Source organism: Pseudomonas sp. PLB05 (genome assembly GCF_021106615.1).
Classification (GTDB): domain Bacteria; phylum Pseudomonadota; class Gammaproteobacteria; order Pseudomonadales; family Pseudomonadaceae; genus Chryseomonas; species Chryseomonas benzopyrenica.
Window position 1 is genome coordinate 433,975 of sequence record NZ_JAJOHO010000001.1, and the last position, 24,362, is coordinate 458,336.

Genomic DNA, 24,362 nt, shown 5'->3' on the forward strand with positions numbered 1-24,362 from the left:
TTTGTCTCAGCGGCGGATTACGGGGCTTTCTGGGCGTTGACCTGCTCGGAGGCCTTGTCCACGAGGGCGGCGATCTCACCCGTTTCGCGTCGCTGGGTGAGATAGATGTTCAACACCTGCATGTCGGCCCAGGAGATGTCGCGGCGCACGCCGAAGGCCACGCCCTGCTTGGCCAGCGCCGGCTTGGGCATCACTTCTTTGGCCCAGGTGGGGTTGGCGATGGCGAAGAGGTGATTGGTGTCGCTGGCATCGACCAGCACGTCGGCGCGGCGGGACATCACCGCCAGACGTGTCTCGTCCATACCGGGGAGACGCATCACGGTCCCTTGCTTGATGACGGCCGAGATCGCCTTGTCCGCGGCCGTACCGGACATCACCGCGAAGGTCACGCCGGGTTTGTCGTAGTCCGCCAAGGTCTCGCCGGCCTGGGCCAGCTTGGGGTTGTCCTTGTTCAGCAACAGCGAGATCTGATAGTCGGTGGCGGCCGTGCTGAAGGCCACGGCCAGGGCCCGCTCGGGTGTCTGGTTGAGTGCCATGGCCAGATCCCACTTGCCGCCCTGCAGGCCGGCGACCAGGTTGTCCCAGTTGGTGTCGACGAACTCCACCTTGACCTTGAGCACCCGCTCGCCGAAGTCGCGGCACAGATCGACGAAGTAGCCGCTGTATTTCGCCGAGGCGGCATCGCGCATCACATAGGGCGCGGCGACTGCGGCCCCGCATTTCAAGACGCCGGCTTTCTGGACTTGCTGCCACACGCCGGCCTGCTCGGCCTGAGCGGCCGGCTGCCAGAGCAGGGCGCCGGCGATTGCCAGACTACCCAGGACTGCACGAAGGGATTGCGAACGCGATAGACGCCGAGCCATAGCTGCTACTCCATTTGGACGATTGTTATAGGCAGGAGGCAAAAAAGCTTTTTTGTGTATGTAGTTGTATTCAGCGCTGCATGCAGATTAGGAGTGGCGAATTGGGACTGTCAACGGGCTTCCTCAGCAGCGCTGCCGTAAAAGTGCTGCAGCTCCAGTTGAGCTCAGCCGGTAAATCCTTGATATGCCGAAATAAAAGGCTACTCACCGCGGCAGGAAAAAAATTTCCCAAAAACGAAACCCGAGACTTAACGTGATTTTTACTGAATCCAAGTGTGAGAAAAAAACCATTTAACTCACGCAAGGCTGAACGTACTCTGCAGGCTCAACGTCACCGCCCCGAGGCCCTGTCATGAACCAGCCGCTGACCGTTTCCCCACCCGTCGCCGCGCAGCTCAATCTGCGCGCCTACTGGATGCCCTTCACCGCCAATCGCGCCTTCCAGAAGGATCCGCGCATCGTGGTGGCCGCCGAGGGCAGCTGGCTGACGGACGACCAGGGTCGGCGCATCTACGACAGCCTTTCCGGACTCTGGACCTGCGGCGCCGGTCACTCGCGCAAGCAGATCCAGGAGGCCGTGGCACGTCAGCTGGGTACCCTCGACTATTCGCCGGGCTTCCAGTACGGCCATCCGCTGTCCTTCCAGCTGGCCGAAAAGATGGCCGAACTGACTCCGGCCGGTCTGGATCATGTCTTCTTCACCGGCTCGGGTTCCGAGAGCGCCGACACCTCGGTCAAGCTGGCGCGGGCCTACTGGCGCATCAAGGGTCAACCGGCCAAGACCAAGCTGATCGGCCGGGCCCGCGGCTACCACGGCGTCAACATTGCCGGCACCAGCCTGGGCGGCATCGGCGGCAACCGGAAGCTGTACGGCTCCTTCATGGACGTCGACCATCTGCCTCATACCCTGCAACCTGGCATGGCCTTCACCAAGGGCATGGCCGAGACCGGCGGCGTCGAACTGGCCAACGAGCTGCTCAAGCTGATCGAACTGCACGATGCCTCCAATATCGCGGCCGTCATCGTCGAGCCCATGTCCGGTTCGGCCGGGGTGATCGTGCCGCCGGTGGGCTATCTGCAGCGCCTGCGCGAGATCTGCACCCAGCACGACATTCTGTTGATCTTCGACGAGGTCATCACCGCCTTCGGCCGCATGGGCCGTCACACCGGCGCCGATTTCTTCGGCGTGACGCCGGACATCATGAATGTGGCCAAGCAGGTCACCAACGGCGCCGTGCCCCTGGGCGCGGTGATCGCCAGCAGCGCCATCTACGACACCTTCATGAACCAGGCCACGCCGGAGCACATGGTCGAGTTTCCCCATGGCTATACCTATTCGGCCCATCCGGTCGCCTGTGCCGCGGGTCTGGCCGCACTGGAGCTCATGGAGCGTGAGAATCTGGTGCAACAAGCCGCCGAGTTGGCGCCAAAGTTCGAAGCTTCGCTGCATGGCCTCCAGGGCGCCAAGCACGTGGTGGACATTCGCAATTGCGGCCTGGCCGGTGCCCTGCAGCTCGCCCCGCGTGACGGCGATGCGGTGATCCGTCCCTATGAGGCCGGTATCGCCCTGTGGAAGGCCGGCTTCTATGTGCGTTTCGGTGGCGACACCCTGCAATTCGGGCCTACCTTCAACGCCAGGATCGAAGACCTGGATCGCGTCTTCGCCGCGGTCGGTGATGTCCTCAATCGCCTCGACTGACCCCCTTTCCGGCGCTCCCCGGCGGGAGCGCCCATCCCTCGTACAAGGAGTCCTTTCATGAGCATCAAGCATCTCATCGGCGGCCAGCTGGTCGACGGTGGCAGCCGCCGCGCACCGGTCTATAACCCGTCCACCGGCGCGGTCATCCGCGAAGTGCCCCTGGCCGATGCGGCCACCCTGCAGCAGGCCGTCGACGCCGCCCAGGGCGCCTTTCCAGCCTGGCGCAACACCCCGCCGGCCAAGCGCGCCCAGGTGCTGTTCCGCTTCAAGCAGCTGCTGGAGAGCAACGAAGAGCGCCTGGTGCAGCTGATCAGCGAAGAGCACGGCAAGACCCTGGAAGACGCCGCCGGCGAATTGCGCCGTGGCATCGAGAACGTCGAATACGCCACTGCCGCACCCGAGCTGCTCAAGGGCGAATACAACCGCAACGCCGGTCCGAGTATCGACACCTGGTCCGACTTCCAGCCCCTGGGCGTGGTAGCCGGCATCACCCCCTTCAATTTCCCGGCCATGGTGCCGCTGTGGATGTATCCGCTGGCCATCGCCTGCGGTAACACCTTCATCCTCAAGCCCAGCGAGCGCGATCCCAGCTCTACCCTGGCCATCGCCCAGCTGTTCGAGGAAGCCGGCCTGCCCAAGGGCGTGTTGAACGTGGTGCATGGCGACAAGGAAGCCGTGGACGGCCTGATCGACGCCCCCGAGGTCAAGGCGCTGAGCTTCGTCGGCTCCACCCCCATCGCCGAATACATCTATGCCCGCGGCACCGCCAAGGGCAAGCGCGTCCAGGCCCTGGGCGGCGCCAAGAACCACGCGGTGGTCATGCCCGATGCCGACCTCGGTAATACCGTCAATGCCTTGATGGGCGCCGCCTACGGCTCCTGCGGCGAACGCTGCATGGCCATCTCGGTGGCGGTCTGCGTCGGTGACCAGGTCGCCGATGCCCTGATCGCCCGACTGGTGCCGGAGATCGAGAAGCTCAAGGTTGGCCCCGGCACCCAGTGCGGCCTGGACATGGGCCCACTGGTGACCGGCGCGCATTTGGACAAGGTCACCGGCTACGTCGTCGATGGCGTCGCCGCAGGCGCCAAGCTGGTGGTGGACGGCCGCAGCCTCAAGGTCGCCGATCATGAAGAGGGCTTCTTCCTCGGCGGCTGTCTGTTCGATCAGGTCACCCCGGAGATGCGCATCTACAAGGAAGAGATCTTCGGACCGGTGCTCTGCGTGGTGCGGGTCAAGAGCCTGGAAGAGGGCATCGCCCTGATCAATGCCCACGAATACGGCAATGGTACCTGCATCTTCACTCGCGACGGCGAAGCGGCGCGGCTGTTCGCCGATCAGATCGAAGTGGGCATGGTTGGCATCAACGTGCCGCTGCCAGTGCCGGTGGCCTATCACAGCTTCGGCGGCTGGAAGAGATCGCTGTTCGGCGACCTTCACGCCTATGGCCCCGACGGTGTGCGCTTCTACACCCGTCGCAAGACCATCACCCAGCGTTGGCCGCAACGTGAGACCCAGGAGGCTTCGCAGTTCGCCTTCCCCAGCAACGGTTGAGCCTGTTTAAAGGCTGCTGCGCGTCGGCCAAACGGCGTTGAAAATGCCCTGGGTCGCCAGCCCGGTCCGCTTCCTCAGGCATTTTCGCCTTGTTTGTCTCTAGCTCGCGAGCCTTTAAATAAGCTCGGAAAGGCTCATTCCTTGGCCTGCCGCACAGCAGGCCGGCCAGGGAAGGCTTTACCCTTCGGCTGCCCTCCATTGCCGAAGCTTCCATGCCTGCCCCTACCTTCACAGCCGTCGCCCGTCTCGGGTGTGTGATTGGCCTCCTGCTCGCGAGTCTGACCGGCTGTAGCAGCCAGTCCGCTCAGGACATCGCCCGGCAATTCGGCAAGACCCGCCCCAGCGAATTCCTCCAGACCAGCTCCGACCGCATGGCTACTCTCGCCATGCAGGCCAATCTGCAGAGTCTCTATCGGCTGATGAACAAGCTCTACCTGCGCAATCCGGCCGAATGGAAGAAGACCGGGCTGCCCGATGCCGCCAGCGCCGAGCGTGAGATCCGCACGGCCATCGAGCAGCGACGCAGCCTGCCGGCACTGGGCGGACGCAAGGACGTGGCGGCCCTGAGCTACGTGCTGGGTGACGATTACCAGGGTGACCGCGTCGGTGCCTTCATCTATGCCATCGGCAGCATGATCATCGCTGCCCACGGCAATCGCACCGAGTTCTACATCACCGATGTGGTGAATGCGCGCTTCGTCAACAATGCCGCCCGTAACATCGAGAAGGCCACTTGGCTGCTCGGCCAGCGCAAGAACGCCGATGGCGAGCCCCTGCTGTTCGCCAACGAGATCTCGGAGGAGGGCAGCAACCTCAGTTTCGCCACCGAGTTCGGCAAGATCGTCGCTCGCCTGGACCTGCTCGCCCAGTTGCTGGACGAGCGCTACCGGCGCATCGGCGTCAACTACGCCCAGAGCCTGCTTTTCATCAACTTCCTGCCGGTGCAGTAGCGATCACAGCGGCTTGGTCAGTTCCTTGGCGCGGTCATAGGCCTTGGAGAAGCCCTTGAGCGACAGGCTTTCGCTGGCGGTCTCGCCGTTGGCGACCGGGGTGGTCACGGTCAGGCGCCCACCGCGCTGCAGCTGCTTGAAGACGTCACCGACGAATTCCACCGGCACCACGCAGCCCTGGGGGATGCAGGTATGGAAGGGCCGATTCTCCAGGCTGCGCTTGTCGATCTGCAGCGAGATCGGCTTGGTCACCGCCACGCCGAAGGGCAGCACCAGGATGCCGTCCACGCCTTCGCGGTTGGGGCGCAGCTCGGTGACCAGCATGCGCTGGCCCTTGGCGCTGTCCTTCTGCTGGGTAATGGCACATAGCTGCACGGAACGGTCCGCATTGCGGGCGATGCGGCAGATCACCTGCCAGTCGCCATACTTCTCCGTGACCGACGGCTGGGGTTCCTGGGCGTTGGCAGGCGCCGACTGGGCGAAGGCCTGGCCGGCGAGCAGCAGGGGCGCGAGGAACAGGGCCGGGCGGAGAAAGCGATAAGACATGGAGAGTCCTTGGCAGGAGGAAAAGAGCCTAAGGGTAGGCCATCGCTCCGCCAGGGAACACCCCGGTACGACGATCAGACCTTTTTGACGAACTCGGATTTGAGCTTCATCGCACCTATGCCCTCGATCTTGCAGTCGATGTCGTGATCGCCATCGACCAAGCGGATGTTCTTGACCTTGGTGCCGACCTTGACCACCAGGGACGAGCCCTTGACCTTGAGATCCTTGATCACGCTGACGGTGTCGCCATCCTGCAGGGTATTGCCGACCGCATCGCGGATCACCTTGGCCTCGTCCGTGGCGCCGGTGTCACCGGGCGTCCATTCGTGGGCGCACTCCGGACAGATCAGCTGAGCGCCGTCGGCGTAGGTGTATTCGGAAGCACAGAGGGGGCAGGGCGGCAGAGCGGTCATGGCGAAGGACACCTGGCTGGAAAAGCCGCGCATTGTATAGGGTTTTAGCCGCGCCCGGGTGTCTGTGAGGCCGTTGCACTAGGCGGCCAGCTGCACCTCGACCACGGTGCCATTATCGTTGCGATAGCGGGCTTCGCCGCCGAGCTGTTCGGCCAGGCTGTTGATGATCTTGAAGCCCAGGCGCTGGCTGGTGTGCGGATTGAACTGCTGCGGCATGCCCCGACCGTTGTCGGCGATGCGCAATAGCAGTCGCTGATCGTCGTCGCGTTGCAGGCTGATGCTGATCAGACCGCGCTGGCTGGCGTCGAAGGCGTGCTTGAGGGAGTTGGTCACCACCTCGGCCACCAGCATCGACAGGGTGGTCAGGCGGGGAAGGTCGAAATTCAGCGGCTCGGCAGTGATGGCGCAGGAGACGTTGGCCTGTCCCGCGGCGGCCAGCAGGTCATTGGTCAGCAGCTGCAGGTGATGGGCCACTGGCTGCGCGGCGTCGGCCGGATCGTGCAGTCGCCGGTGGATGCGCGAAATGCTCTCCAGTCGCGAACGCGCCTCTTCCAGGGCTTGGGACGCCTGGCTGTCGCCGGGCAACTTGAGTTGCTGCAGCATGAGCAACGAGGCGATGAACTGGATGTTGTTGGCGACCCGGTGCTGCAACTCCTGGAACATCGTCGTCTGGACGTCGTAGAGGTCGTGGATCACCTGCTGCTCGGCGCGCAGTCGGGCGCTTGCTCTATGCATGTAGTGGATCAGGGCGATGTCCACACCGACGATGACCACGTAGAAGGCCAGGGCCAGAAAGCCCTGGGCGCCGACATCGAAGGTCCAGCCCGGAGGAATGAAGAAGTACCAGGCGGCCAACCCGGACAGCACGGCGCACAGGGTGCCGGCGCGGCTGCCGCAGAAGAAGGTGGTCAGGATGACGGCGGGAAAGAAGGTGAGGTAGGGAAAGCCCTGCAGCAGGACGTCCACCAGGGCGAAGCGTGCCGCCAGGGCCAGGGCGAACGCCAGCAGCGCGAGGCCGTAGGCCAGTACCGGGCGAGCGCGGATCCTGCTGCTGAGATCGCTGATCCAATGACGACGAGACGACGGATCCAAGGCTCTAACCTGTGGGGTAGACAACGGCGGCGCAAGCTTAACGCATAGCGGTCTCGCTTAGGGGATGAGCGCACCAAAGGTGGCTTTGCCCGGTCCGACGGCGGCAGCCTGTACAAGAGTTGGACCGTCTCGGCCGTTTCCCCCGCTCGCTAATCGGTCAGGTATGTTTCTTGTACAACAGTGCCCTTGGTCGTACAGCTCAGGACGCTAGTGGATTGCTATGGTCAAACGATTGCAATCTTTCAATCACAGGATCCGCTCATGAATCGCCAGCGTGTGCTAGTCGCCGAGGATGAGCCTGTTCTGCGCGAGCTGTTGCAGGAACTCTTCGAAGGCTGGGGTTATCAGGTGTATGCCTTTGGCAGCGCGGATGCCGCCTGTGCCTTCTTGCAGGAAGCGCAGCCCAAGCTGGATCTGCTCTTTACCGATGTGCGGATGCCGGGCCTTCTGAGTGGTGTGGATCTGGCACTCCAGGCGCGTGGCCGTCAGGCCCACCTGCCCATCGTCATCACCTCGGGCTATTGCGACGACAACCCTGCTCGCGCGGCGCGGGCGACCTTTCTGCCCAAACCCTGGGATCTGGAGGCGTTGCACCGCAGTTGCCCAGCGCCCGGTGCCCAGACGAACCCTGTCTAGGCACTCGACAGCTGTGGCGCTGACCAAATCGCGCCCATGAAAAAGCCCGTAGCGGTCGCCCGCTACGGGCTTTTTCAGATTTTGGCTCCGCGACCTGGACTCGAACCAGGGACCCAATGATTAACAGTCATTTGCTCTACCGACTGAGCTATCGCGGAACAACGGGGCGTATCTTACTGATAGATAACGGGAAGTCAAGCCTCGGCGGCACCAGAAAAACGGGCCGCCGAACGCCCGTCGTCAGCCCTGCAATACCGCGGCGATGGCCTGGACGGTGGGCTGCAGATTGCGCGCGTTCAACGCCGCCACGCAGATGCGTCCGGTACTGACCGCATAGATACCGAATTCGCTCTTCAGCCGCTCGACCTGCTCGGCGGTGAGGCCGGAGTAGGAGAACATGCCGCGCTGGGCGTTGACGAAAGCGAAGTCGCGGGTGGCGCCGGCGGCGGCCAGGCCTTCCACCAGGGCGTTGCGCATGGTGCGGATGCGCTGGCGCATCTCGCCCAGTTCGGCTTCCCACAGGGCGCGCAGCTCGGGATTGCTCAGCACGCTGGCGACGATGGTGGCGCCATGGGTCGGCGGGTTGGAGTAGTTGGTGCGGATGACCCGCTTGACCTGGGACAGCACCCGGGCGCTTTCCTCACGGCTTTCGCTGACCAGGGTCAGGGCGCCGACCCGCTCGCCGTACAGCGAGAAGGACTTGGAGAAGGAGCTGGAGACCAGGAAGGTCAGCCCGGAATCAGCGAACAGGCGTACGGCCTGGGCGTCTTCCTCGATGCCGTCGCCAAAGCCCTGGTAGGCGATGTCGAGGAAGGGCACCAGGTTACGCGCCTTGACCACGTCCAGCACCGCTTGCCAATCGGCGGGCTGCAGATCCACGCCGGTGGGGTTGTGGCAGCAGGCGTGCAATACCACTACCGAGCGCTCTGGCAACGCCTGGAGATCGGCCAGGAAGCCGGCGCGGTTCAGGCCGTTGCTGGCGGCGTCATAATAGCGATAGTTCTGCACGGGAAAACCGGCGCCCTCGAACAGCGCGCGGTGGTTTTCCCAGCTCGGATCGCTGATGGCGACCACGGCATCCGGCAGCAGCCGCTTGAGGAAGTCTGCGCCGATCTTCAGCGCACCGGTGCCGCCGACGGCCTGTACGGTGATGGCGCGACCTTCGCGCACCAGGCTCGACTCGGCGCCGAACAGCAGGTGCTGCACGGCCTGGTCGTAGGCGGCGATGCCCTCGATGGGCAGGTAGCCACGCGGCGCCTGAGCGGCCACGCGCTGGCGCTCGGCCTCGGCCACGGCGCGCAGCAGCGGAATGCGGCCCTGCTCGTCGTAGTAGACCCCCACGCCCAGATTGACCTTGTGCGGACGGGCGTCGGCGTTATAGGCCTCGTTCAGGCCAAGGATGGGGTCGCGGGGTGCCATTTCGACGGCGGAGAACAAACTCATGGGGCAGGGGCTCGAATGAGGGGTGAAGGGAAGGGCGGAACGCTTAGGAACCAGGAGTATAGCCCCCTGCAGGCACCATCGCGACCCGACCTCGGTAGGAGATTTCCTGACGTGCGGCGCCGCAGGCGGATTGCAAAGGGGCGCATGCGACCTCATCTAGGGGCTTCCAGCTTTTTCCTCGCCCACACCGCCCTGGCCTTGCGTCAGCGCGGTGGTGTCCGTGCATTTTCGCGCTACTGAGGCAGCCATGTCCGCATTCCAGCTCTCCACCCGCTACACCCCGGCCGGCGACCAGCCCGAAGCCATTCGCCAGATGGTGGAAGGCCTGGAGGCAGGCCTGTCGCACCAGACCCTGCTCGGCGTGACCGGCTCGGGCAAGACCTTCAGCATCGCCAATGTCATCGCCCAGGTGCAGCGTCCGACCATGGTGCTGGCGCCGAACAAGACCCTGGCCGCCCAGCTCTATGGCGAATTCAAGGCCTTCTTCCCGAACAACTCGGTGGAGTACTTCGTCTCCTACTACGACTACTACCAGCCGGAAGCCTATGTGCCCTCGTCGGACACCTTCATCGAGAAGGACTCGTCCATCAACGACCACATCGAGCAGATGCGCCTGTCAGCCACCAAGGCCTTGCTGGAGCGCAAGGACGCCATCATCGTCGCCTCGGTATCCTCCATCTACGGCCTGGGCAGTCCCGAGGCCTACCTGAAGATGGTCTTGCACCTGGATCGCGGCGACCGCATCGACCAGCGCACCATCCTGCGCCGGCTGGCTGAGTTGCAGTACAGTCGCAACGATATGGAATTCGCCCGTGCCACCTTCCGGGTGCGCGGCGACGTCATCGATATCTTCCCGGCGGAATCCGATCTGGAAGCGGTGCGCATCGAGCTGTTCGACGACGAGGTGGAGAGTCTGTCGGCCTTCGATCCGCTGACCGGCGAAGTGATCCGCAAACTGCCGCGCTTCACCTTCTATCCGAAGACCCACTACGCCACGCCGCGTGAAACCCTGCTCGGCGCCATCGAGAACATAAAGCTGGAGCTGGCTGATCGTCTCGACTGGCTGCGCAGCCAGAACCGTCTGCTCGAAGCGCAGCGTTTGGAGCAGCGTACCCGCTTCGACCTGGAGATGATCCTCGAACTGGGCTATTGCAACGGCATCGAGAACTACAGCCGCTACCTGTCCGGGCGCGGTCCGGGCGAGCCGCCCCCCACCCTCTATGACTATCTGCCGAGCAACGCCCTGCTGGTAATCGACGAATCCCACGTCACCGTTCCGCAGATCGGCGCCATGTTCAAGGGCGACCGCTCGCGCAAGGAAACCCTGGTGGAATACGGCTTCCGCCTGCCCTCGGCGCTGGACAACCGGCCGCTCAAGTTCGAGGAGTGGGAAGCCGGTGCGCCCCAGACCATCTTTGTCTCGGCGACCCCCGGTCCCTATGAGGAAGAACACGCCGGCCGCGTGGTCGAGCAGGTGGTGCGCCCCACCGGCCTGGTCGACCCCATCATCGAGATCCGTCCGGCCACCACCCAGGTGGACGATCTGCTCTCCGAGATCCGCCTGCGCGTGGCCCAGGAAGAGCGGGTGCTCTGCACCACCCTTACCAAGCGCATGGCCGAGGACCTCACCGACTACCTGGCCGACCACGACGTACGGGTGCGCTATCTGCACTCGGACATCGACACCGTGGAGCGCGTGGAGATCATCCGCGACCTGCGCCTGGGCACCTTCGACGTGCTGGTGGGCATCAACCTCTTGCGCGAGGGCCTGGACATGCCTGAGGTCTCCCTGGTGGCGGTGCTCGACGCCGATAAGGAAGGCTTTCTGCGTTCCGAGCGCTCGCTGATCCAGACCATCGGCCGGGCGGCGCGCAACCTCAACGGCAAGGCCATCCTCTATGCCGACAACATGACCGGCTCCATGCAGCGGGCCATCGACGAGACCGAACGCCGGCGCAACAAGCAGCTGGCCTTCAACGAAAAGCACGGCATCGTGCCCCAGGGCATTAAGAAGGACATTCGCGACATCATGGAAGGCGCCGCGGCCCCGGGTGCCAAGGGCAAGCGTCGCGTGGCCAAGGCCGCCGAGGATCAGGGTGAGTACGCCGCCGAACTGCGCTCGCCGAGCGAGATCGGCAAGCGCATCCGTCAGCTCGAAGAAAAGATGCTGCAACTGGCGCGCGACCTGCAGTTCGAGTCCGCTGCCCAGCTGCGTGACGAGATCCAGGCGCTGCGCGAGCGCCTGGTGCAGGTCTAGGTCCGCTCCAACTGGCAGCGCCAGGGCTGGCGCTGCTACCATTCCGCCTTTGTCCCTTCGCGTTTTTCGAGAAAGCCGATGACCACCGTTCGCACGCGCATCGCGCCGTCGCCCACCGGCGACCCGCATGTCGGTACCGCCTATATCGCCCTGTTCAACCTCTGCTTCGCCCGTCAGCACGGGGGGCAGTTCATTCTGCGCATCGAGGATACCGACCAGGTCCGTTCGACCCGCGAATCCGAACAACAGATCTACGATGCCCTGCGCTGGCTGGGCATTGAGTGGAACGAGGGCCCGGACGTCGGTGGCCCCCATGGCCCCTATCGGCAGAGCGAACGCGGTGAGATCTACTGGAGGTACGCTCGTGAGCTGGTGGAGAAGGGCCATGCCTTCTACTGCTTCGCCACGCCCGAAGAACTCGACCAGATGCGTGCCGAGCAGCAGGCGCGCGGCGAGACCCCGCGCTACGACGGTCGCGGCCTGCGCCTGAGCCAGGAGGAGGTGCAACAGCGCCTGGATGCCGGCCAGCCCTATGTGATCCGCATGAAGGTGCCGGAGGAGGGCGTCTGCGTCGTCCCCGACCTGCTGCGCGGTGATGTCGAGATCCCCTGGGATCGCATGGACATGCAGGTGCTGATGAAGGCCGACGGCCTGCCCACCTACTTCCTCGCCAACGTGGTCGACGACCACCTGATGGGCATCACCCACGTCCTGCGCGGCGAAGAGTGGCTGCCCTCGGCGCCCAAGCTGATCAAGCTCTACGAGTACTTCGGCTGGGAGCAGCCCCAACTCTGCTACATGCCGCTGCTGCGCAACCCGGACAAGAGCAAGCTTTCCAAGCGCAAGAATCCCACCTCGGTGACCTTCTACCAGCGCATGGGCTACCTGCCCGAAGCCATGCTCAACTACCTCGGCCGCATGGGCTGGTCCATGCCCGACGAGCGCGAGAAATTCACCCTGGACGAGATGGTCGAGCATTTCGACCTCCAGCGCGTGTCCCTCGGCGGTCCGATCTTCGACGTCGAGAAGCTCTCCTGGCTCAACGGCCAGTGGCTGCGCGAACTGAGCCCCGAGCGCTTCGCCGCCGAGGTGCAGCAATGGGCGCTCAATCCCGAGTACCTGCTCAAGATCGCCCCCCTGGTACAGCAGCGCGTCGAGACCTTCAGCCAGATCGCCCCGCTGGCCGGCTTCTTCTTCAGTGGCGCCCTGAATCTGGATCCGGCGCTGTTCCAGCACAAGAAGCTGGCCGCCGACCAGGTCCGCCTAGTCATGCAACTGCTGCTGTGGAAGCTCGAAGCCCTGCGCCAGTGGGACAAGGAGCGCATCACCGCCGTGATCCAGGCGGTCGCCGAGCACCAGCAGCTCAAGTTGCGCGACGTCATGCCGCTGCTGTTCGCCGCCATCACCGGCCAGGCCAGTTCGGTCTCGGTGCTGGATGCCATGGAAATCCTCGGGCCGGACCTCACCCGCTTCCGCCTGCGCCAGGCGGTCGAGTTGCTGGGTGCGCCCTCCAAGAAGGAAACCAAGGAGTGGGAGAAGCTGCTGGCCGAACTCGGCTGATCGCCTCTCAGCCGACCCCGACGTCGGGGTCGGCTTCTGTCTCGCGCCAGGATGGCCCCATGACTTCCGTGATTCCCCAGCGGCACAATCTGCTCGAAGACGTGCTGGCCTTGCTCAACGCGACGCGGATGATCGCCCTGGCGGTCAATCTCCATCGCCAGGCCGGATTGCCGACCGGCGCGCGATCCTCGATCTGACCCTGACGATCAACCCGTGACCGGGTCGTTACAGCGCCATCAGCGAGGGGCTTTCCGTCGCGCAGGCGCAACTTCGATTGGTCCGCGACCCGCCTTGGCTTTAAGATGGCGCCCATTTTCGGCGGCCCGACCGTCGTCATCGCAAGTTGAAGAGGTCTCCATGAGCTGCGATTTCCTGGCACAAGCCCTTCCCGGCGTACAGAAACTTTCGCCCTACGTGCCCGGCAAGCCCGTCGATGAACTGGCCCGCGAGCTGGGTATGGCGCCGGCCAGCATCGTCAAGCTCGCCAGCAACGAGAACCCCCTCGGGCCCAGCGCCAAGGCCATTGACGCCATCCGTGCCGAACTGGCCGAGCTGACCCGCTATCCCGATGGCAACGCCTTCGACCTCAAGCAGGCCCTGAGCGAGCGTTTCGGCGTGGCCGCCACTGGCATCACCCTGGGCAACGGCTCCAACGACATCCTCGAACTGGTCGCCCGCGCCTACCTGGCACCCGGCTACAACGCCGTGTTCAGCGAGCATGCCTTCGCCGTCTATCCGCTGGTGACCCTGGCCATCGGTGCGGAAGGCCGCAGCGTCCCAGCCAAGGACTACGGGCATGACCTCGAGGCCATGCTCGCCGCCATCGATGCCGACACCCGGGTGGTCTTCGTCGCCAACCCCAACAATCCCACCGGCACCTGGTTCGACAGCGAGGCCCTGGCGCGCTTCCTCGCCCGTGTGCCTGAGCACGTCCTGGTGGTACTGGACGAGGCCTACATCGAATACGCCGAAGGTGACGAACTGCCGGACGGCCTGGCGTTCCTGGCCCAGTACCCCAACCTCATCGTCTCGCGGACCTTTTCCAAGGCCTATGGCCTGGCTGCCCTGCGCGTCGGCTATGCCTTTTCCTCGCCAACCGTGGCCGATGTCCTCAACCGGGTGCGCCAGCCGTTCAACGTCAACAGCCTGGCCCAGGCGGCGGCCTGTGCGGCTTTGGCCGACAGCGATTACCTGGCCCGCAGCCGCGCCCTCAACGATGCCGGCATGGCCCAGCTGGAAGCCGGTTTCCGCGATCTCGACCTCAAGTGGATTCCCTCCCGTGGCAATTTCATTGCCGTGGACCTGGGGCGCGAGGCCGCGCCGATCAACCAGGGGCTGCTGCAGGAGGGCGTCATCGTGCGGCCCGTCGCCGGCTATGGCATGCCCACCTTCCTGCGCGTCTCCATCGGCACCGAAGCGGAAAATGCCCGTTTCCTGGCGGCGCTGAGCAAGGTCCTGGGTCGTGGCTGAAGTGGCCACCCCCCTGATCGAACGTCTCGTCGTTGTCGGCCTGGGCCTGATCGGCGGCTCCTTCGCCAAGGGCGCCCGCGCCAGCGGCCTCTGCCGTGAGGTGGTCGGGGTCGACCGGGATCCGGAGACTCGCCGGCTGGCGGTCGAACTGGGCGTCGTCGACCGCTGCGTCGCCGAGCTGGCCGAGGCCTGCCCGGGTGCCGACGTCATCCAGCTCGCCGTACCGATTCTCGCCATGGAGCGGGTGCTGGCCGATCTTGCGGCCCTGCCACTGCAGGGCGCCATCCTCACCGACGTCGGCAGCGCCAAGGGCAATGTGGTACGCGCTGCGCGGCGGGCCTTCGCCGGCCAGTCGCTGCGCTTCGTGCCGGGTCATCCCATCGCCGGCTCCGAGCGCAGTGGCGTCACGGCGGCCAATGCGGCGCTGTTCAATCGCCACAAGGTCATCCTGACGCCCCTGGAAGAAACCCTGCCGAGCGATCTGGACAAGGTCGATCGGCTCTGGCGCGCCATAGGGGCCGATGTCGAGCACATGACCGTCGAGCACCACGACCAGGTTCTCGCCGCCACCAGCCATCTGCCCCATCTGCTGGCCTTCAATCTGGTGGACTCCCTGGCCAAGCGCAGCGAGAACCGCGAAATCTTCCACTACGCCGCTGGTGGCTTTCGCGATTTCACCCGCATCGCCGGCAGCGATCCGACCATGTGGCACGACATCTTCATCGCCAACCGCGAAGCCGTGCTGCAGGCGCTGGACACCTATCGCACCGATCTCGACGAACTGCGCGGCGCCATCCAGGCCGGCGATGGTCAGTTCCTCATGGAGGTGCTGACCCATGCGCGCGGCGCGCGCGAATACTTCGGGCGCATCCTCGCCAGTCGTACCCAGGCTGGCGCCCAGGTCGCCGCCCATCATTCTCTTACGGAGGGGCACTCATGAGCAGTACCGCACCCGTCATCACCCTCGATGGTCCCGGCGGTTCGGGGAAAGGCACCCTCGCGGCGCTGGTCGCCCGGCAGCTCGGCTGGAATCTGCTGGATTCCGGCGCGCTCTATCGCCTGCTGGCCTTCGCTGCGCGCAACCATGGCGTGGACTACACCAACGAGGAGTCGCTCAAGCTGCTGGCGGCCCATCTGGACGTCCAGTTCCTCGCCGGCCATGAACACGGCCAGCGCATCATTCTCGAAGGCGAGGACGTCACCGACGTCATCCGGACCGAGGAAGTCGGCGCCGGTGCCTCCCAGGTCGCCACCCTGCCGGCCGTGCGCGATGCCCTGCTGCAGCGCCAGCAGGCGTTCCGCGAAGCGCCCGGTCTGGTCGCCGACGGTCGCGACATGGGCACCGTGGTGTTCCCGGACGCCGAGCTGAAGATCTTTCTGACCGCCGGTGCCGAGGAACGGGCACAGAGGCGTTATCTTCAGTTGAAGCAGAAGGGCGAAAATGTTAGCTTGCCTGCCCTCCTGGAAGAGATCCGTGAGCGGGACGCCCGCGATAGTCAGCGTAGCGTTGCTCCGCTCAAGCCGGCCGACGATGCCGTCGAGCTGGATTCCACGCATCTCTCCATACAACAGGTATTGGAACGCATCCTGACCCTGGCCGCCGAACGCGACCTGGCGGGATGAAGGCCGAGACTCATCCGAGTCGTCGGTGAAAGCTGCCGGGAACCAGTCGCATCCCGGCAGCCGGATGGTAACCACTCACCCCGCATGGGCTGGTCATGCGGTAGCCGGATACATCGGGTATCCATACAACAGGTATGAACATGAGCGAAAGCTTCGCAGAACTCTTTGAAGAAAGTCTGAAATCCCTCGACATGCAGCCGGGCGCCATCATCGTCGGCACCGTGGTGTCGATCGATGGCGACTGGGTTGTGGTCGATACCGGCCTGAAATCCGAAGGCCTGGTTCCGCTCGAGCAGTTCTACAACGAACAAGGCGAGCTGACCATCAACGTGGGTGACGAAGTCCACGTAGCCCTGGATGCCGTCGAAGACGGTTTCGGCGAAACCAAAGTGTCTCGCGAAAAGGCCAAGCGCGCCGAGTCCTGGCTGGTCCTGGAAGCCGCGTTCAGCGCCGACGAAGTGGTCAAGGGTGTCATCAACGGCAAGGTCAAGGGCGGTTTCACCGTCGACGTCAGCGGCATCCGCGCGTTCCTGCCGGGCTCCCTGGTCGATGTCCGTCCGGTGCGTGACACCACTCACCTGGAAGGCAAGGAACTCGAGTTCAAGGTCATCAAGCTGGACCAGAAGCGCAACAACGTTGTCGTTTCCCGTCGTAGCGTCCTGGAAGCCGAGAACAGTGCCGAGCGTGAAGCTCTGCTGGAATCCCTGCAGGAAGGCCAGCAAGTCAAGGGTATCGTCAAGAACCTCACCGACTACGGTGCGTTCGTCGACCTGGGCGGCGTAGACGGCCTGCTGCACATCACCGACATGGCCTGGAAGCGTATCAAGCATCCGTCGGAAATCGTCAACGTCGGCGACGAGATCGACGTCAAGGTGCTGAAGTTCGACCGCGAGCGCAACCGCGTCTCCCTGGGTCTGAAGCAGCTGGGCGAAGATCCGTGGGTTGCCATCAAGGCCCGTTACCCGGAAGGCACCCGCGTTCAGGCGCGCGTCACCAACCTCACCGACTACGGCTGCTTCGCCGAGCTGGAAGAGGGCGTGGAAGGCCTGGTGCACGTGTCCGAAATGGATTGGACCAACAAGAACATCCACCCGTCCAAGGTCGTTCAGGTCGGCGACGAAGTGGAAGTCATGGTTCTGGATATCGACGAAGAGCGTCGTCGTATCTCCCTGGGCATCAAGCAGTGCCGCGCTAACCCGTGGGAAGAGTTCTCGGGTCAGTTCAACAAGGGCGACCGCATCTCCGGCACCATCAAGTCGATCACCGATTTCGGTATCTTCATTGGTCTGGAAGGCGGCATCGATGGCCTGGTACACCTGTCCGACATCTCCTGGAACGAAACCGGCGAAGAAGCCGTGCGTCGCTTCAAGAAGGGTGACGAGCTGGACACCGTGATCCTGTCCGTTGATCCGGAGCGCGAGCGCATCTCCCTGGGCATCAAGCAGCTGGAAGACGATCCGTTCTCCAACTACGCTTCCCTGAACGAGAAAGGCACCATCGTGCGCGGTACCGTCAAGGAAGTCGATGCCAAGGGCGCTGTCATCACCCTGGGCAACGAGATCGAAGGCGTCCTGAAGGCGTCCGAAATCAGCCGTGATCGCGTCGAAGACGCCCGTAACGTGCTGAAGGAAGGCGACGAAGTCGAAGCCAAGATCATCAGCATCGATCGCAAGAGCCGCGTGATCAGCCTCTCCGTCAAGTCCAAGGACGTCGACGACGAGAAGGAAGCCATGAGCTCCCTGCGTAGCAAGCAAGAGCCTGCTGCTGGCCCCACCACTATCGGCGACCTGATCAAGGCGCAGATGGAAAGCCAGAACTAAGTTCGAGCTTGAATAAAAGGCGGCCCTTCGGGGTCGCTTTTTTTTGTCTGGAAGAAAGCGGGCAGGGTGGTCACGACCCGTAAAAAGTTGTGGAGGCCAAAGCCGCCAGCTTGACTTTTCAAAAATCGGCCAGCGTGCTAAAAGTCCTTGAAGGTGATCTAGCCGCTTGATAACGAAGGAAAAATCCATGACCAAGTCGGAGTTGATCGAGCGCATCGTTTCCTATCAGGGGCAGCTGTCGTCCAGGGACGTCGAGCTGGCGATCAAGACCATGCTGGAGCAGATGGCCCAGGCGCTTTCCACCGGGGACCGTATCGAGATCCGAGGTTTCGGCAGCTTCTCTCTGCACTATCGGGCTCCGCGTACCGGGCGCAATCCCAAGACTGGCGAGTCGGTCTTGCTGGACGGCAAGTTCGTTCCGCACTTCAAGCCGGGTAAGGAGTTGAGGGACAGGGTCAACGAGCTGGAGCCATAAAGCCGTCGCTGGTTTCCCGCCTTTTCGTCGTCTCTCGCCAATGTGTTGATTTTCCTGTCTTTTTTGCTTTCCTCAAAGCTGTCAAAAAAGCGTTATCGATAAGATCTTTATCGGTATTTTGACGTTTACAAAAAAAGTCAAGACGTTTTGATATTTTTGTAGACGGGTTCCGATTTTTGTATGAGACTTCCTTCACATAAGGTCTTGGGTGACCTCGTAGTCCACGCCGAGTGAGGAAGTTGTCATGCGCCACTATCTTTTCATCTGGATCGGTATCGCCGCCTGCTTCACCAGCATGCACTTCGGCCACCCTTTCCTGGCAGTAGCCGCTCTGGCCGGTAGCTGGATGGTTGCGCTGTTCCTGCAGCCCGCTCAGCGTGTCGAGAGCTTCTCGCGTCACTATGTCGCCCAGCCGGCCGCTCGTTTCCAGGCCGTTGAAGTTCAGACGTCCGCCAAGACCTTCTAAGGTTCTTAAGTTTTTTCGGCCCGCCGCGCTCAGGTTCGGCGGGCTTTTTTATGCCTGCGTTTTGCGTCGCTAGGCCCCTGCGGGGCAATGTCTTACCATAAGCGCCCTTTCCTGGCTGACTGCACGGCGCAACACCTTGATGGAACGCAAGATTCTGGTGACAGGGGCAGGGGGCTTCGTTGGCGCGGCCCTGGTCCGGCAACTACAGGCCAAGGGCTATTCGGTGGTCGCGGCGCAACGTCAGGTGGCAGCTGCCTCCGACGACGGCAAGGTCACTCCGGTGATTCGCGAGTTGTCCGCCACTACCGATTGGTCCGCGCCTCTGACAGGGGTGGATACCGTCATCCACCTCGCCGCCCGCGTCCACCAATTGGGCGAGCAGCCCGGCGCAGCCAGCGAGGCGCGCTACGACGAGGTGAATCGGGCGGCAACTCTCAAGTTGGCCCGGGATGCCCAGGCTGCCGGCGTCCGTCGCTTCATCTTTGTCAGCAGCATCAAGGTCAACGGCGACTGGACCCTTCCCGGCAAGCCCTTTCGCGCTGACGATCTTCCCGCACCCACCGATGCCTACGCGCGTTCCAAGGCCGCTGCCGAACAGCAGCTGTTGGCGCTGATGGCGGAGACCGGGCTGGAAGTGGTCATCGTTCGCCCCCCGCTGATCTACGGGCTTGGGGTAAAGGCCAATGTGGCCCGCCTGCTGGACACCCTGGCGCGGGGCGTACCGCTGCCCCTGGGGGGCGTTCGGCACAACAGGCGCAGTCTGCTCGCGCTGGAGAATCTGCTCGATCTGTTGATCCTGTGCATCTCGGCGCCCAAGGCGGCCGGGGCCATCCTGCTGGTCAGCGACGATGACGATCTTTCCACCGCCGAGCTGCTCGAATCGCTGGCCGAAGGCCTGGGCCGGAAACCCCGGCTGATCGCCATTCCGCCCGCCTGGCTCGAATGGGGCGCCCGGTTGCTGGGGCGGGGCGAGGTAGCGCAACGTCTCTGTGGATCGCTGCAGGTCGACATCCAGCCCACCAAGACCTTGCTGGGCTGGCAGCCCCCGCTGTCGGCACGGGCCGCCTTGCGTGCGCTGGGCGCGCAACGGGCTGGTGCGGAGGGCCGGAAATGATGCTGCTCCTATTGCTCCTGGCCGGCAGCTGCAGCTGGCTCGGCACGGCGGCGCTGCGCCGCTATGCCCTGTCCGGAGGCCTGCTCGACGAACCCAACGCGCGCAGTTCGCACCAGGTGGCGACGCCTCGAGGCGGCGGCCTGGCGATCGTCGTGGTGTTTGTGCTCGGCTGTGTGGTGCTGCAGCTGCTGGGGCAGCTTGATCCGGCTTCCTGCGGCGTCCTGATAGGAGCGGGGCTGCTGGTGGCAGTGCTCGGCTTCGTCGACGATCATCGGCACGTGGGCGCCGGCTGGCGTCTGCTGGGTCACTTCCTGGCGGCGCTCGCTACCCTGCTGTGGCTGGGCGGCTATGGCGCGCTTCCTGCGCAGCTGTCCGCTGTTCTGGGGCTGCCCGGCTGGCTGGTGATGACCCTTGGCGTCCTCTATCTGGTCTGGCTGCTTAATCTCTACAACTTCATGGACGGTATCGATGGTATCGCCGGCGTCGAGGCGCTCGTCGTCTGTCTGGGCATGGCGCTGATCTATGCCGTGACCGGCCATGGCGCCTTGCTGGGCGCACCGCTGCTGCTGGCGGCGGCCGTGGGTGGCTTCCTATGCTGGAATTTTCCGCCCGCGCGCATCTTCATGGGCGATGTCGGCAGTGGTTTTCTCGGTCTGATCCTCGGCATGCTGTCGTTGCAGGCGGCACTGGCCGACCTGGCGCTGTTCTGGGCCTGGCTGATCCTGCTCGGCGTCTTCGTGGTGGATGCCACCTGGACCCTGTCGCGCCGTCTGAGCCGAGGCAAGAAACCCTACGAAGCCCACCGCACCCACGCCTACCAGTGGGCGTCGCGCCAGCACGGGGCCCATCGCCCGGTGACCCTGGCGGTGCTCGCCATCAACCTGTTCTGGTTGCTGCCTATCGCTTTGCTGGTGGGGCTGGGGCTTTTAAGTGCCATACTGGGGCTCTTGCTTGCCTATGGGCCTTTGCTTTGCCTGGCCCTTCGATACCATGCTGGGACCGATGAGGTAGCCATGGCTGCGCAGTCCACCGGATTCAGGGATTAGGGACACTGACATGTTGCGTGACCATCTGGTCAAGCTGAACCGGCGTACAAAACGAGTCATTCAGGTCGCGGTCGACCTGTTGCTGATCTGGCTCTCGCTCTGGTTGGCCTTCTACCTGCGCCTGGGTTCCGTGCAGATGATCGAGCCCTTCAGCGGGCATGCCTGGCTGTTCATCACTGCGCCGGCCATCGCCATTCCCCTGTTCATCCGCTTCGGCATGTACCGCGCGGTCATGCGCTACCTAGGCAACGACGCTCTGATCGCCATCGCCAAGGCGGTGACGTTGTCGACGCTGCTGCTATCGGTAGTCATCTACTGGTATCGCGATCTACCCGAGATCGTCCCGCGTTCGATGATCTTCAACTACTGGATCGTCAGCTTAATCCTGATCGGCGGCCTGCGTCTCGCGCTGCGCCAGTATTTCCTGGGCGACTGGTATCGCGCTATCACCGTGCCCTTCATCAAGCAGCCGGACGAACTGCCCCGTGTCGCCATCTACGGCGCCGGCTCGGCGGGCAACCAACTGGTCGCGGCGCTGCGCATGGGTCGGGCCATGCGTCCGGTAGCTTTCATCGACGATGACAAGAGCATCGCCAATCGCATCATCGCCGGGCTCAAGGTCTACACCCCCAAACACATCCAGCAGATGATCGACGAGACGGGCGCCGAGGAGATCCTCTTGGCCATACCGTCCGCTACGCGTGCACGCCGGCGCGAAGTGCTTGGGCTGCTGGAACCCTATCCGCTGCACGTCAGAACCGTGCCGCGGATCAGCGACCTGGCCTGCGGCAAGGTGCAGGTAGACGATCTCCAGGAGGTCGACATCGCCGATTTGCTGGGTCGGGATCCCGTTACCCCCCGGCCCGAACTCTTCGCGCGCTGCATCACCGGTCAGGTGGTCATGGTGACCGGGGCAGGGGGCTCCATCGGCTCCGAGCTGTGCCGGCAGATCATCGGCCAGAAGCCGCGCACCCTGATCCTGCTCGACCATGCCGAATTCAATCTCTACAGCATCCACCGCGAGCTGGAGGCCTATATTCAGCGCGAAGCCCTACCGGTCACCCTGGTGCCGGTGCTGGGTTCCATCCGCAACGCGCCGCTGCTCCTGCAGGTGATGCGACACTGGAAGGTCGCCACGCTTTACCACGCGGCCGCCTACAAGCACGTGCCCATGGTCGAGCACAACATCGCCGAGGGTTTCGGCAACAACGTCCTGGGTACCCTCAATGCCGCCCAGGCGGCCATCCAGGCCGGCGTGACCAGCTTCGTGCTGATCTCCACCGACAAGGCGGTACGGCCTACAAACATCATGGGCAGTACCAAGCGCCTGGCCGAGATGATCCTGCAGGCCCTGAGTCGCGAGGCGGCGCCCGTGCTGCACGGGCAAACGGATGGTATCCATCAGGTCAATCGCACCCGCTTCACCATGGTGAGATTCGGCAACGTGCTGGGCTCGTCCGGTTCGGTCATCCCGTTGTTCAGGACTCAGATCCGCAAGGGCGGGCCGGTCACCGTCACCCATCCCAAGATCACGCGCTTCTTCATGACCATCACCGAGGCCGCCCAACTGGTCATCCAGGCGGGGGCCATGGGCGAGGGGGGAGATGTCTTCGTGCTCGACATGGGCGAGCCGGTGCGTATCGTCGAACTGGCCGAGCAGATGATCAAGCTGTCGGGCCTGAGCGTACGCTCGCCCACCAATCCCCATGGTGATGTCGCCATCGAGTTCACCGGGCTGCGACCCGGTGAAAAGCTCTATGAAGAGTTGCTCATCGGTGACGATGTCAGTCCGACCTCCCATCCGAAGATCATGCGCGCCAGTGAAGATTTCCTGGCCTGGGATGCCTTCCGCACCGCCCTCGTCGAGCTCAATCGCGCGATCGAGGCGGGTGATTACCTTCGCGTCCGGCAGCTGCTGCGCGACACCGTCGCCGGCTATTCGCCAGAGGGCGACATCGTCGACTGGCTGCACGGCAAGAGATCCATCGAGTGATCCCGTCCACGCTTTCCCTTGGCCTGGATTTGAAGCCGAGCACAGAAGCGGCAGCCTCCCACCGCTAGGCTGAACTTTCTTTTCCTGCCACTGTTTAACTCAGGTCTTTGGGTGCATGGCTGTGGCTGTGACCCGAGCCAGGGATGGCTGCGCCGTCCTCCGATGTCTCGTCCGCAGCGCCGGGCGCGATGATGTACAAATCGATATAGGCAGGATTCAGGATGAAGGTACTGGTAACAGGTGGCGCGGGTTTCATTGGTTCCGCCGTGGTACGTTTTCTTATCAACGAAACCCAATGCAAGGTTGCCAACGTCGACAAGCTGACGTACGCCGGTAACGTGGACTCCCTGGCCGAAGTCGCCGACTCCGACCGCTACGAATTCCACCAGGTGGACATCTGCGACTTCGCCGCCCTGCAGCAGGTCTTCGCGTCCTTCCAGCCCGATGTCGTCATGCACCTGGCTGCCGAGTCCCACGTGGACCGCTCCATCGAGGGCCCTGCCGCCTTCATCCAGACCAACGTGGTCGGCACCGGTGTCATCCTGGAAGTGACCCGCGCCTACTGGAACGAGTTGGCGCCGGAAGCCAAGGCCGCCTTCCGTTTCCACCACATCTCCACTGACGAGGTCTACGGCGACCTGCACGGTACCGATGACCTCTTCACCGAGACCACCCCCTATGCGCCGAGCTCGCCCTATTCGGCCAGCAAGGCCGGCAGCGACCACCTGGTGCGTGCCTGGGGCCGGACCTACGGTCTGCCGGTGCTGGTGACCAACTGCTCGAACAACTACGGCCCCTATCACTTCCCCGAGAAGCTGATTCCCCACGTCATCCTCAATGCCATCCACGGCAAGCCGCTGCCGGTCTATGGCGACGGCTCCCAGGTGCGTGACTGGCTGTTCGTCGAAGACCATGCCCGCGCCCTCTACACCGTGGTGACGCAGGGCGAGATCGGTGAGACCTACAACATTGGCGGTCACAACGAGAAGCGCAATCTGCAGGTCGTCGAGACCATCTGCGACCTGCTCGAAGAGCTGGCTCCGCAGAAGCCCGAAGGCGTCGAGCGCTATCGCGACCTGATCACCTTCGTCAAGGACCGTCCCGGTCACGACATGAGATACGCCATCGACGCCAGCAAGATCGGTCGCGAACTGGGCTGGACGCCGGAAGAGACCTTCGAGACCGGCATGCGCAAGACCGTAACCTGGTACCTGAACAATCGTGAGTGGTGGCAGCGGGTACTGTCCGGCGCCTATCGCCTCGAACGTCTCGGCGACGCCGTTTAACGATCCTATCGCGGACACGCCTGCAGGCGTGTCCGACCGACAGCAACAGTCAATTTTCA

21 protein-coding genes, 1 tRNA gene and 1 pseudogene are annotated in these 24,362 nt (G+C 63.7%); 17 read left to right on the forward strand and 6 right to left on the reverse strand.

What is annotated here, in order from left to right; genetic code table 11:
* Positions 1-17 precede the first annotated feature (17 nt).
* The gene (locus tag LRS53_RS02015) at positions 18-863 is read right to left on the reverse strand and encodes a transporter substrate-binding domain-containing protein (protein ID WP_017642045.1); all 846 of its coding nucleotides are present in this window, start codon (positions 861-863) and stop codon (positions 18-20) included.
* A gap of 352 nt (positions 864-1,215) precedes the next feature.
* Between LRS53_RS02015 and LRS53_RS02020 the strand changes: the two genes are divergently transcribed.
* From LRS53_RS02020 to LRS53_RS02030, 3 genes are all read left to right on the forward strand, one after another.
* Positions 1,216-2,562, forward strand: coding sequence for an aspartate aminotransferase family protein (locus tag LRS53_RS02020; RefSeq protein ID WP_231354771.1), 1,347 nt, complete (start codon positions 1,216-1,218; stop codon positions 2,560-2,562).
* Positions 2,563-2,619: 57 nt separating this feature from the next.
* On the forward strand, positions 2,620-4,113 hold the full coding sequence (locus LRS53_RS02025) for a CoA-acylating methylmalonate-semialdehyde dehydrogenase (RefSeq protein ID WP_231354772.1): 1,494 nt from the start codon (positions 2,620-2,622) through the stop codon (positions 4,111-4,113).
* Positions 4,114-4,325: 212 nt separating this feature from the next.
* Positions 4,326-5,063, forward strand: coding sequence for a hypothetical protein (locus LRS53_RS02030; protein WP_231354773.1), 738 nt, complete (start codon positions 4,326-4,328; stop codon positions 5,061-5,063).
* A 3-nt stretch (positions 5,064-5,066) separates the two neighbouring features.
* Here the strand turns inward: LRS53_RS02030 and LRS53_RS02035 are convergent, their stop codons facing one another.
* The 3 genes from LRS53_RS02035 to LRS53_RS02045 all read right to left on the reverse strand — a co-directional run bounded on the left by LRS53_RS02035 (position 5,067) and on the right by LRS53_RS02045 (position 7,114).
* The gene (locus LRS53_RS02035) at positions 5,067-5,609 is read right to left on the reverse strand and encodes an invasion associated locus B family protein (RefSeq protein ID WP_017642049.1); all 543 of its coding nucleotides are present in this window, start codon (positions 5,607-5,609) and stop codon (positions 5,067-5,069) included.
* 74 nt (positions 5,610-5,683) lie between these two features.
* On the reverse strand, positions 5,684-6,022 hold the full coding sequence (locus LRS53_RS02040; protein WP_026083960.1) for a zinc ribbon domain-containing protein YjdM: 339 nt from the start codon (positions 6,020-6,022) through the stop codon (positions 5,684-5,686).
* Positions 6,023-6,100: 78 nt separating this feature from the next.
* Entirely contained in the window at positions 6,101-7,114 is a 1,014-nt protein-coding gene (locus tag LRS53_RS02045; protein ID WP_231354774.1) for a sensor histidine kinase, read from the reverse strand.
* Positions 7,115-7,375: 261 nt separating this feature from the next.
* On the opposite strand from LRS53_RS02045, the gene LRS53_RS02050 reads away from it, so the two are divergent.
* Positions 7,376-7,750, forward strand: a complete 375-nt coding sequence (locus tag LRS53_RS02050; protein WP_231354775.1) for a response regulator — start codon at positions 7,376-7,378, stop codon at positions 7,748-7,750.
* Between the two features lie 82 nt (positions 7,751-7,832).
* Here the strand turns inward: LRS53_RS02050 and LRS53_RS02055 are convergent.
* Together LRS53_RS02055 and LRS53_RS02060 are read right to left on the reverse strand one after the other, a co-directional pair.
* Positions 7,833-7,908 (reverse strand) — tRNA-Asn (locus LRS53_RS02055).
* Positions 7,909-7,990: 82 nt separating this feature from the next.
* Entirely contained in the window at positions 7,991-9,193 is a 1,203-nt protein-coding gene (locus LRS53_RS02060; RefSeq protein WP_231354776.1) for an amino acid aminotransferase, read from the reverse strand.
* Between the two features lie 247 nt (positions 9,194-9,440).
* On the opposite strand from LRS53_RS02060, the gene uvrB reads away from it, so the two are divergent.
* The 13 genes and pseudogenes from uvrB to rfbB all read left to right on the forward strand — a co-directional run bounded on the left by uvrB (position 9,441) and on the right by rfbB (position 24,303).
* Positions 9,441-11,450 carry an excinuclease ABC subunit UvrB gene (gene uvrB / locus LRS53_RS02065; RefSeq protein WP_231354777.1) on the forward strand — a complete coding sequence of 670 codons (2,010 nt, stop codon included), beginning with the start codon at positions 9,441-9,443 and terminating at the stop codon, positions 11,448-11,450.
* A 78-nt stretch (positions 11,451-11,528) separates the two neighbouring features.
* Positions 11,529-13,010 carry a glutamate--tRNA ligase gene (gene gltX / locus LRS53_RS02070; protein WP_231354778.1) on the forward strand — a complete coding sequence of 494 codons (1,482 nt, stop codon included), beginning with the start codon at positions 11,529-11,531 and terminating at the stop codon, positions 13,008-13,010.
* 59 nt (positions 13,011-13,069) lie between these two features.
* On the forward strand, positions 13,070-13,207 hold the full coding sequence (locus tag LRS53_RS02075) for a hypothetical protein (protein ID WP_231354779.1): 138 nt from the start codon (positions 13,070-13,072) through the stop codon (positions 13,205-13,207).
* 160 nt (positions 13,208-13,367) lie between these two features.
* Positions 13,368-14,480: a histidinol-phosphate transaminase gene (gene hisC, locus LRS53_RS02080; protein WP_231354780.1), complete on the forward strand. Its 1,113-nt coding sequence runs from the start codon at positions 13,368-13,370 to the stop codon at positions 14,478-14,480.
* Positions 14,473-15,396 (forward strand): annotated as a pseudogene (locus tag LRS53_RS02085) (prephenate dehydrogenase/arogenate dehydrogenase family protein); the annotation flags it as partial. The gene hisC and the pseudogene LRS53_RS02085, both read left to right, overlap by 8 nt.
* A gap of 20 nt (positions 15,397-15,416) precedes the next feature.
* Positions 15,417-16,103: a (d)CMP kinase gene (gene cmk, locus LRS53_RS02090; RefSeq protein WP_007160398.1), complete on the forward strand. Its 687-nt coding sequence runs from the start codon at positions 15,417-15,419 to the stop codon at positions 16,101-16,103.
* A gap of 140 nt (positions 16,104-16,243) precedes the next feature.
* Entirely contained in the window at positions 16,244-17,923 is a 1,680-nt protein-coding gene (gene rpsA, locus LRS53_RS02095) for a 30S ribosomal protein S1 (RefSeq protein WP_059315566.1), read from the forward strand.
* A gap of 187 nt (positions 17,924-18,110) precedes the next feature.
* Positions 18,111-18,398 carry an integration host factor subunit beta gene (ihfB, locus tag LRS53_RS02100; protein WP_007160396.1) on the forward strand — a complete coding sequence of 96 codons (288 nt, stop codon included), beginning with the start codon at positions 18,111-18,113 and terminating at the stop codon, positions 18,396-18,398.
* A gap of 244 nt (positions 18,399-18,642) precedes the next feature.
* The gene (locus tag LRS53_RS02105) at positions 18,643-18,864 is read left to right on the forward strand and encodes a hypothetical protein (RefSeq protein WP_017642060.1); all 222 of its coding nucleotides are present in this window, start codon (positions 18,643-18,645) and stop codon (positions 18,862-18,864) included.
* 139 nt (positions 18,865-19,003) lie between these two features.
* Positions 19,004-19,978 (forward strand): NAD-dependent epimerase/dehydratase family protein, encoded by a 975-nt coding sequence (locus tag LRS53_RS02110; protein ID WP_231354781.1) that lies wholly within the window; start codon positions 19,004-19,006, stop codon positions 19,976-19,978.
* Positions 19,978-21,024: an MraY family glycosyltransferase gene (locus tag LRS53_RS02115; RefSeq protein ID WP_442968479.1), complete on the forward strand. Its 1,047-nt coding sequence runs from the start codon at positions 19,978-19,980 to the stop codon at positions 21,022-21,024. The genes LRS53_RS02110 and LRS53_RS02115 overlap by 1 nt, the downstream gene beginning before the upstream one ends.
* A 10-nt stretch (positions 21,025-21,034) precedes the next feature.
* On the forward strand, positions 21,035-23,017 hold the full coding sequence (locus LRS53_RS02120) for a polysaccharide biosynthesis protein (protein ID WP_231354783.1): 1,983 nt from the start codon (positions 21,035-21,037) through the stop codon (positions 23,015-23,017).
* 221 nt (positions 23,018-23,238) lie between these two features.
* Positions 23,239-24,303 (forward strand): dTDP-glucose 4,6-dehydratase, encoded by a 1,065-nt coding sequence (gene rfbB, locus LRS53_RS02125; protein WP_064308332.1) that lies wholly within the window; start codon positions 23,239-23,241, stop codon positions 24,301-24,303.
* Positions 24,304-24,362: the final 59 nt, after the last annotated feature.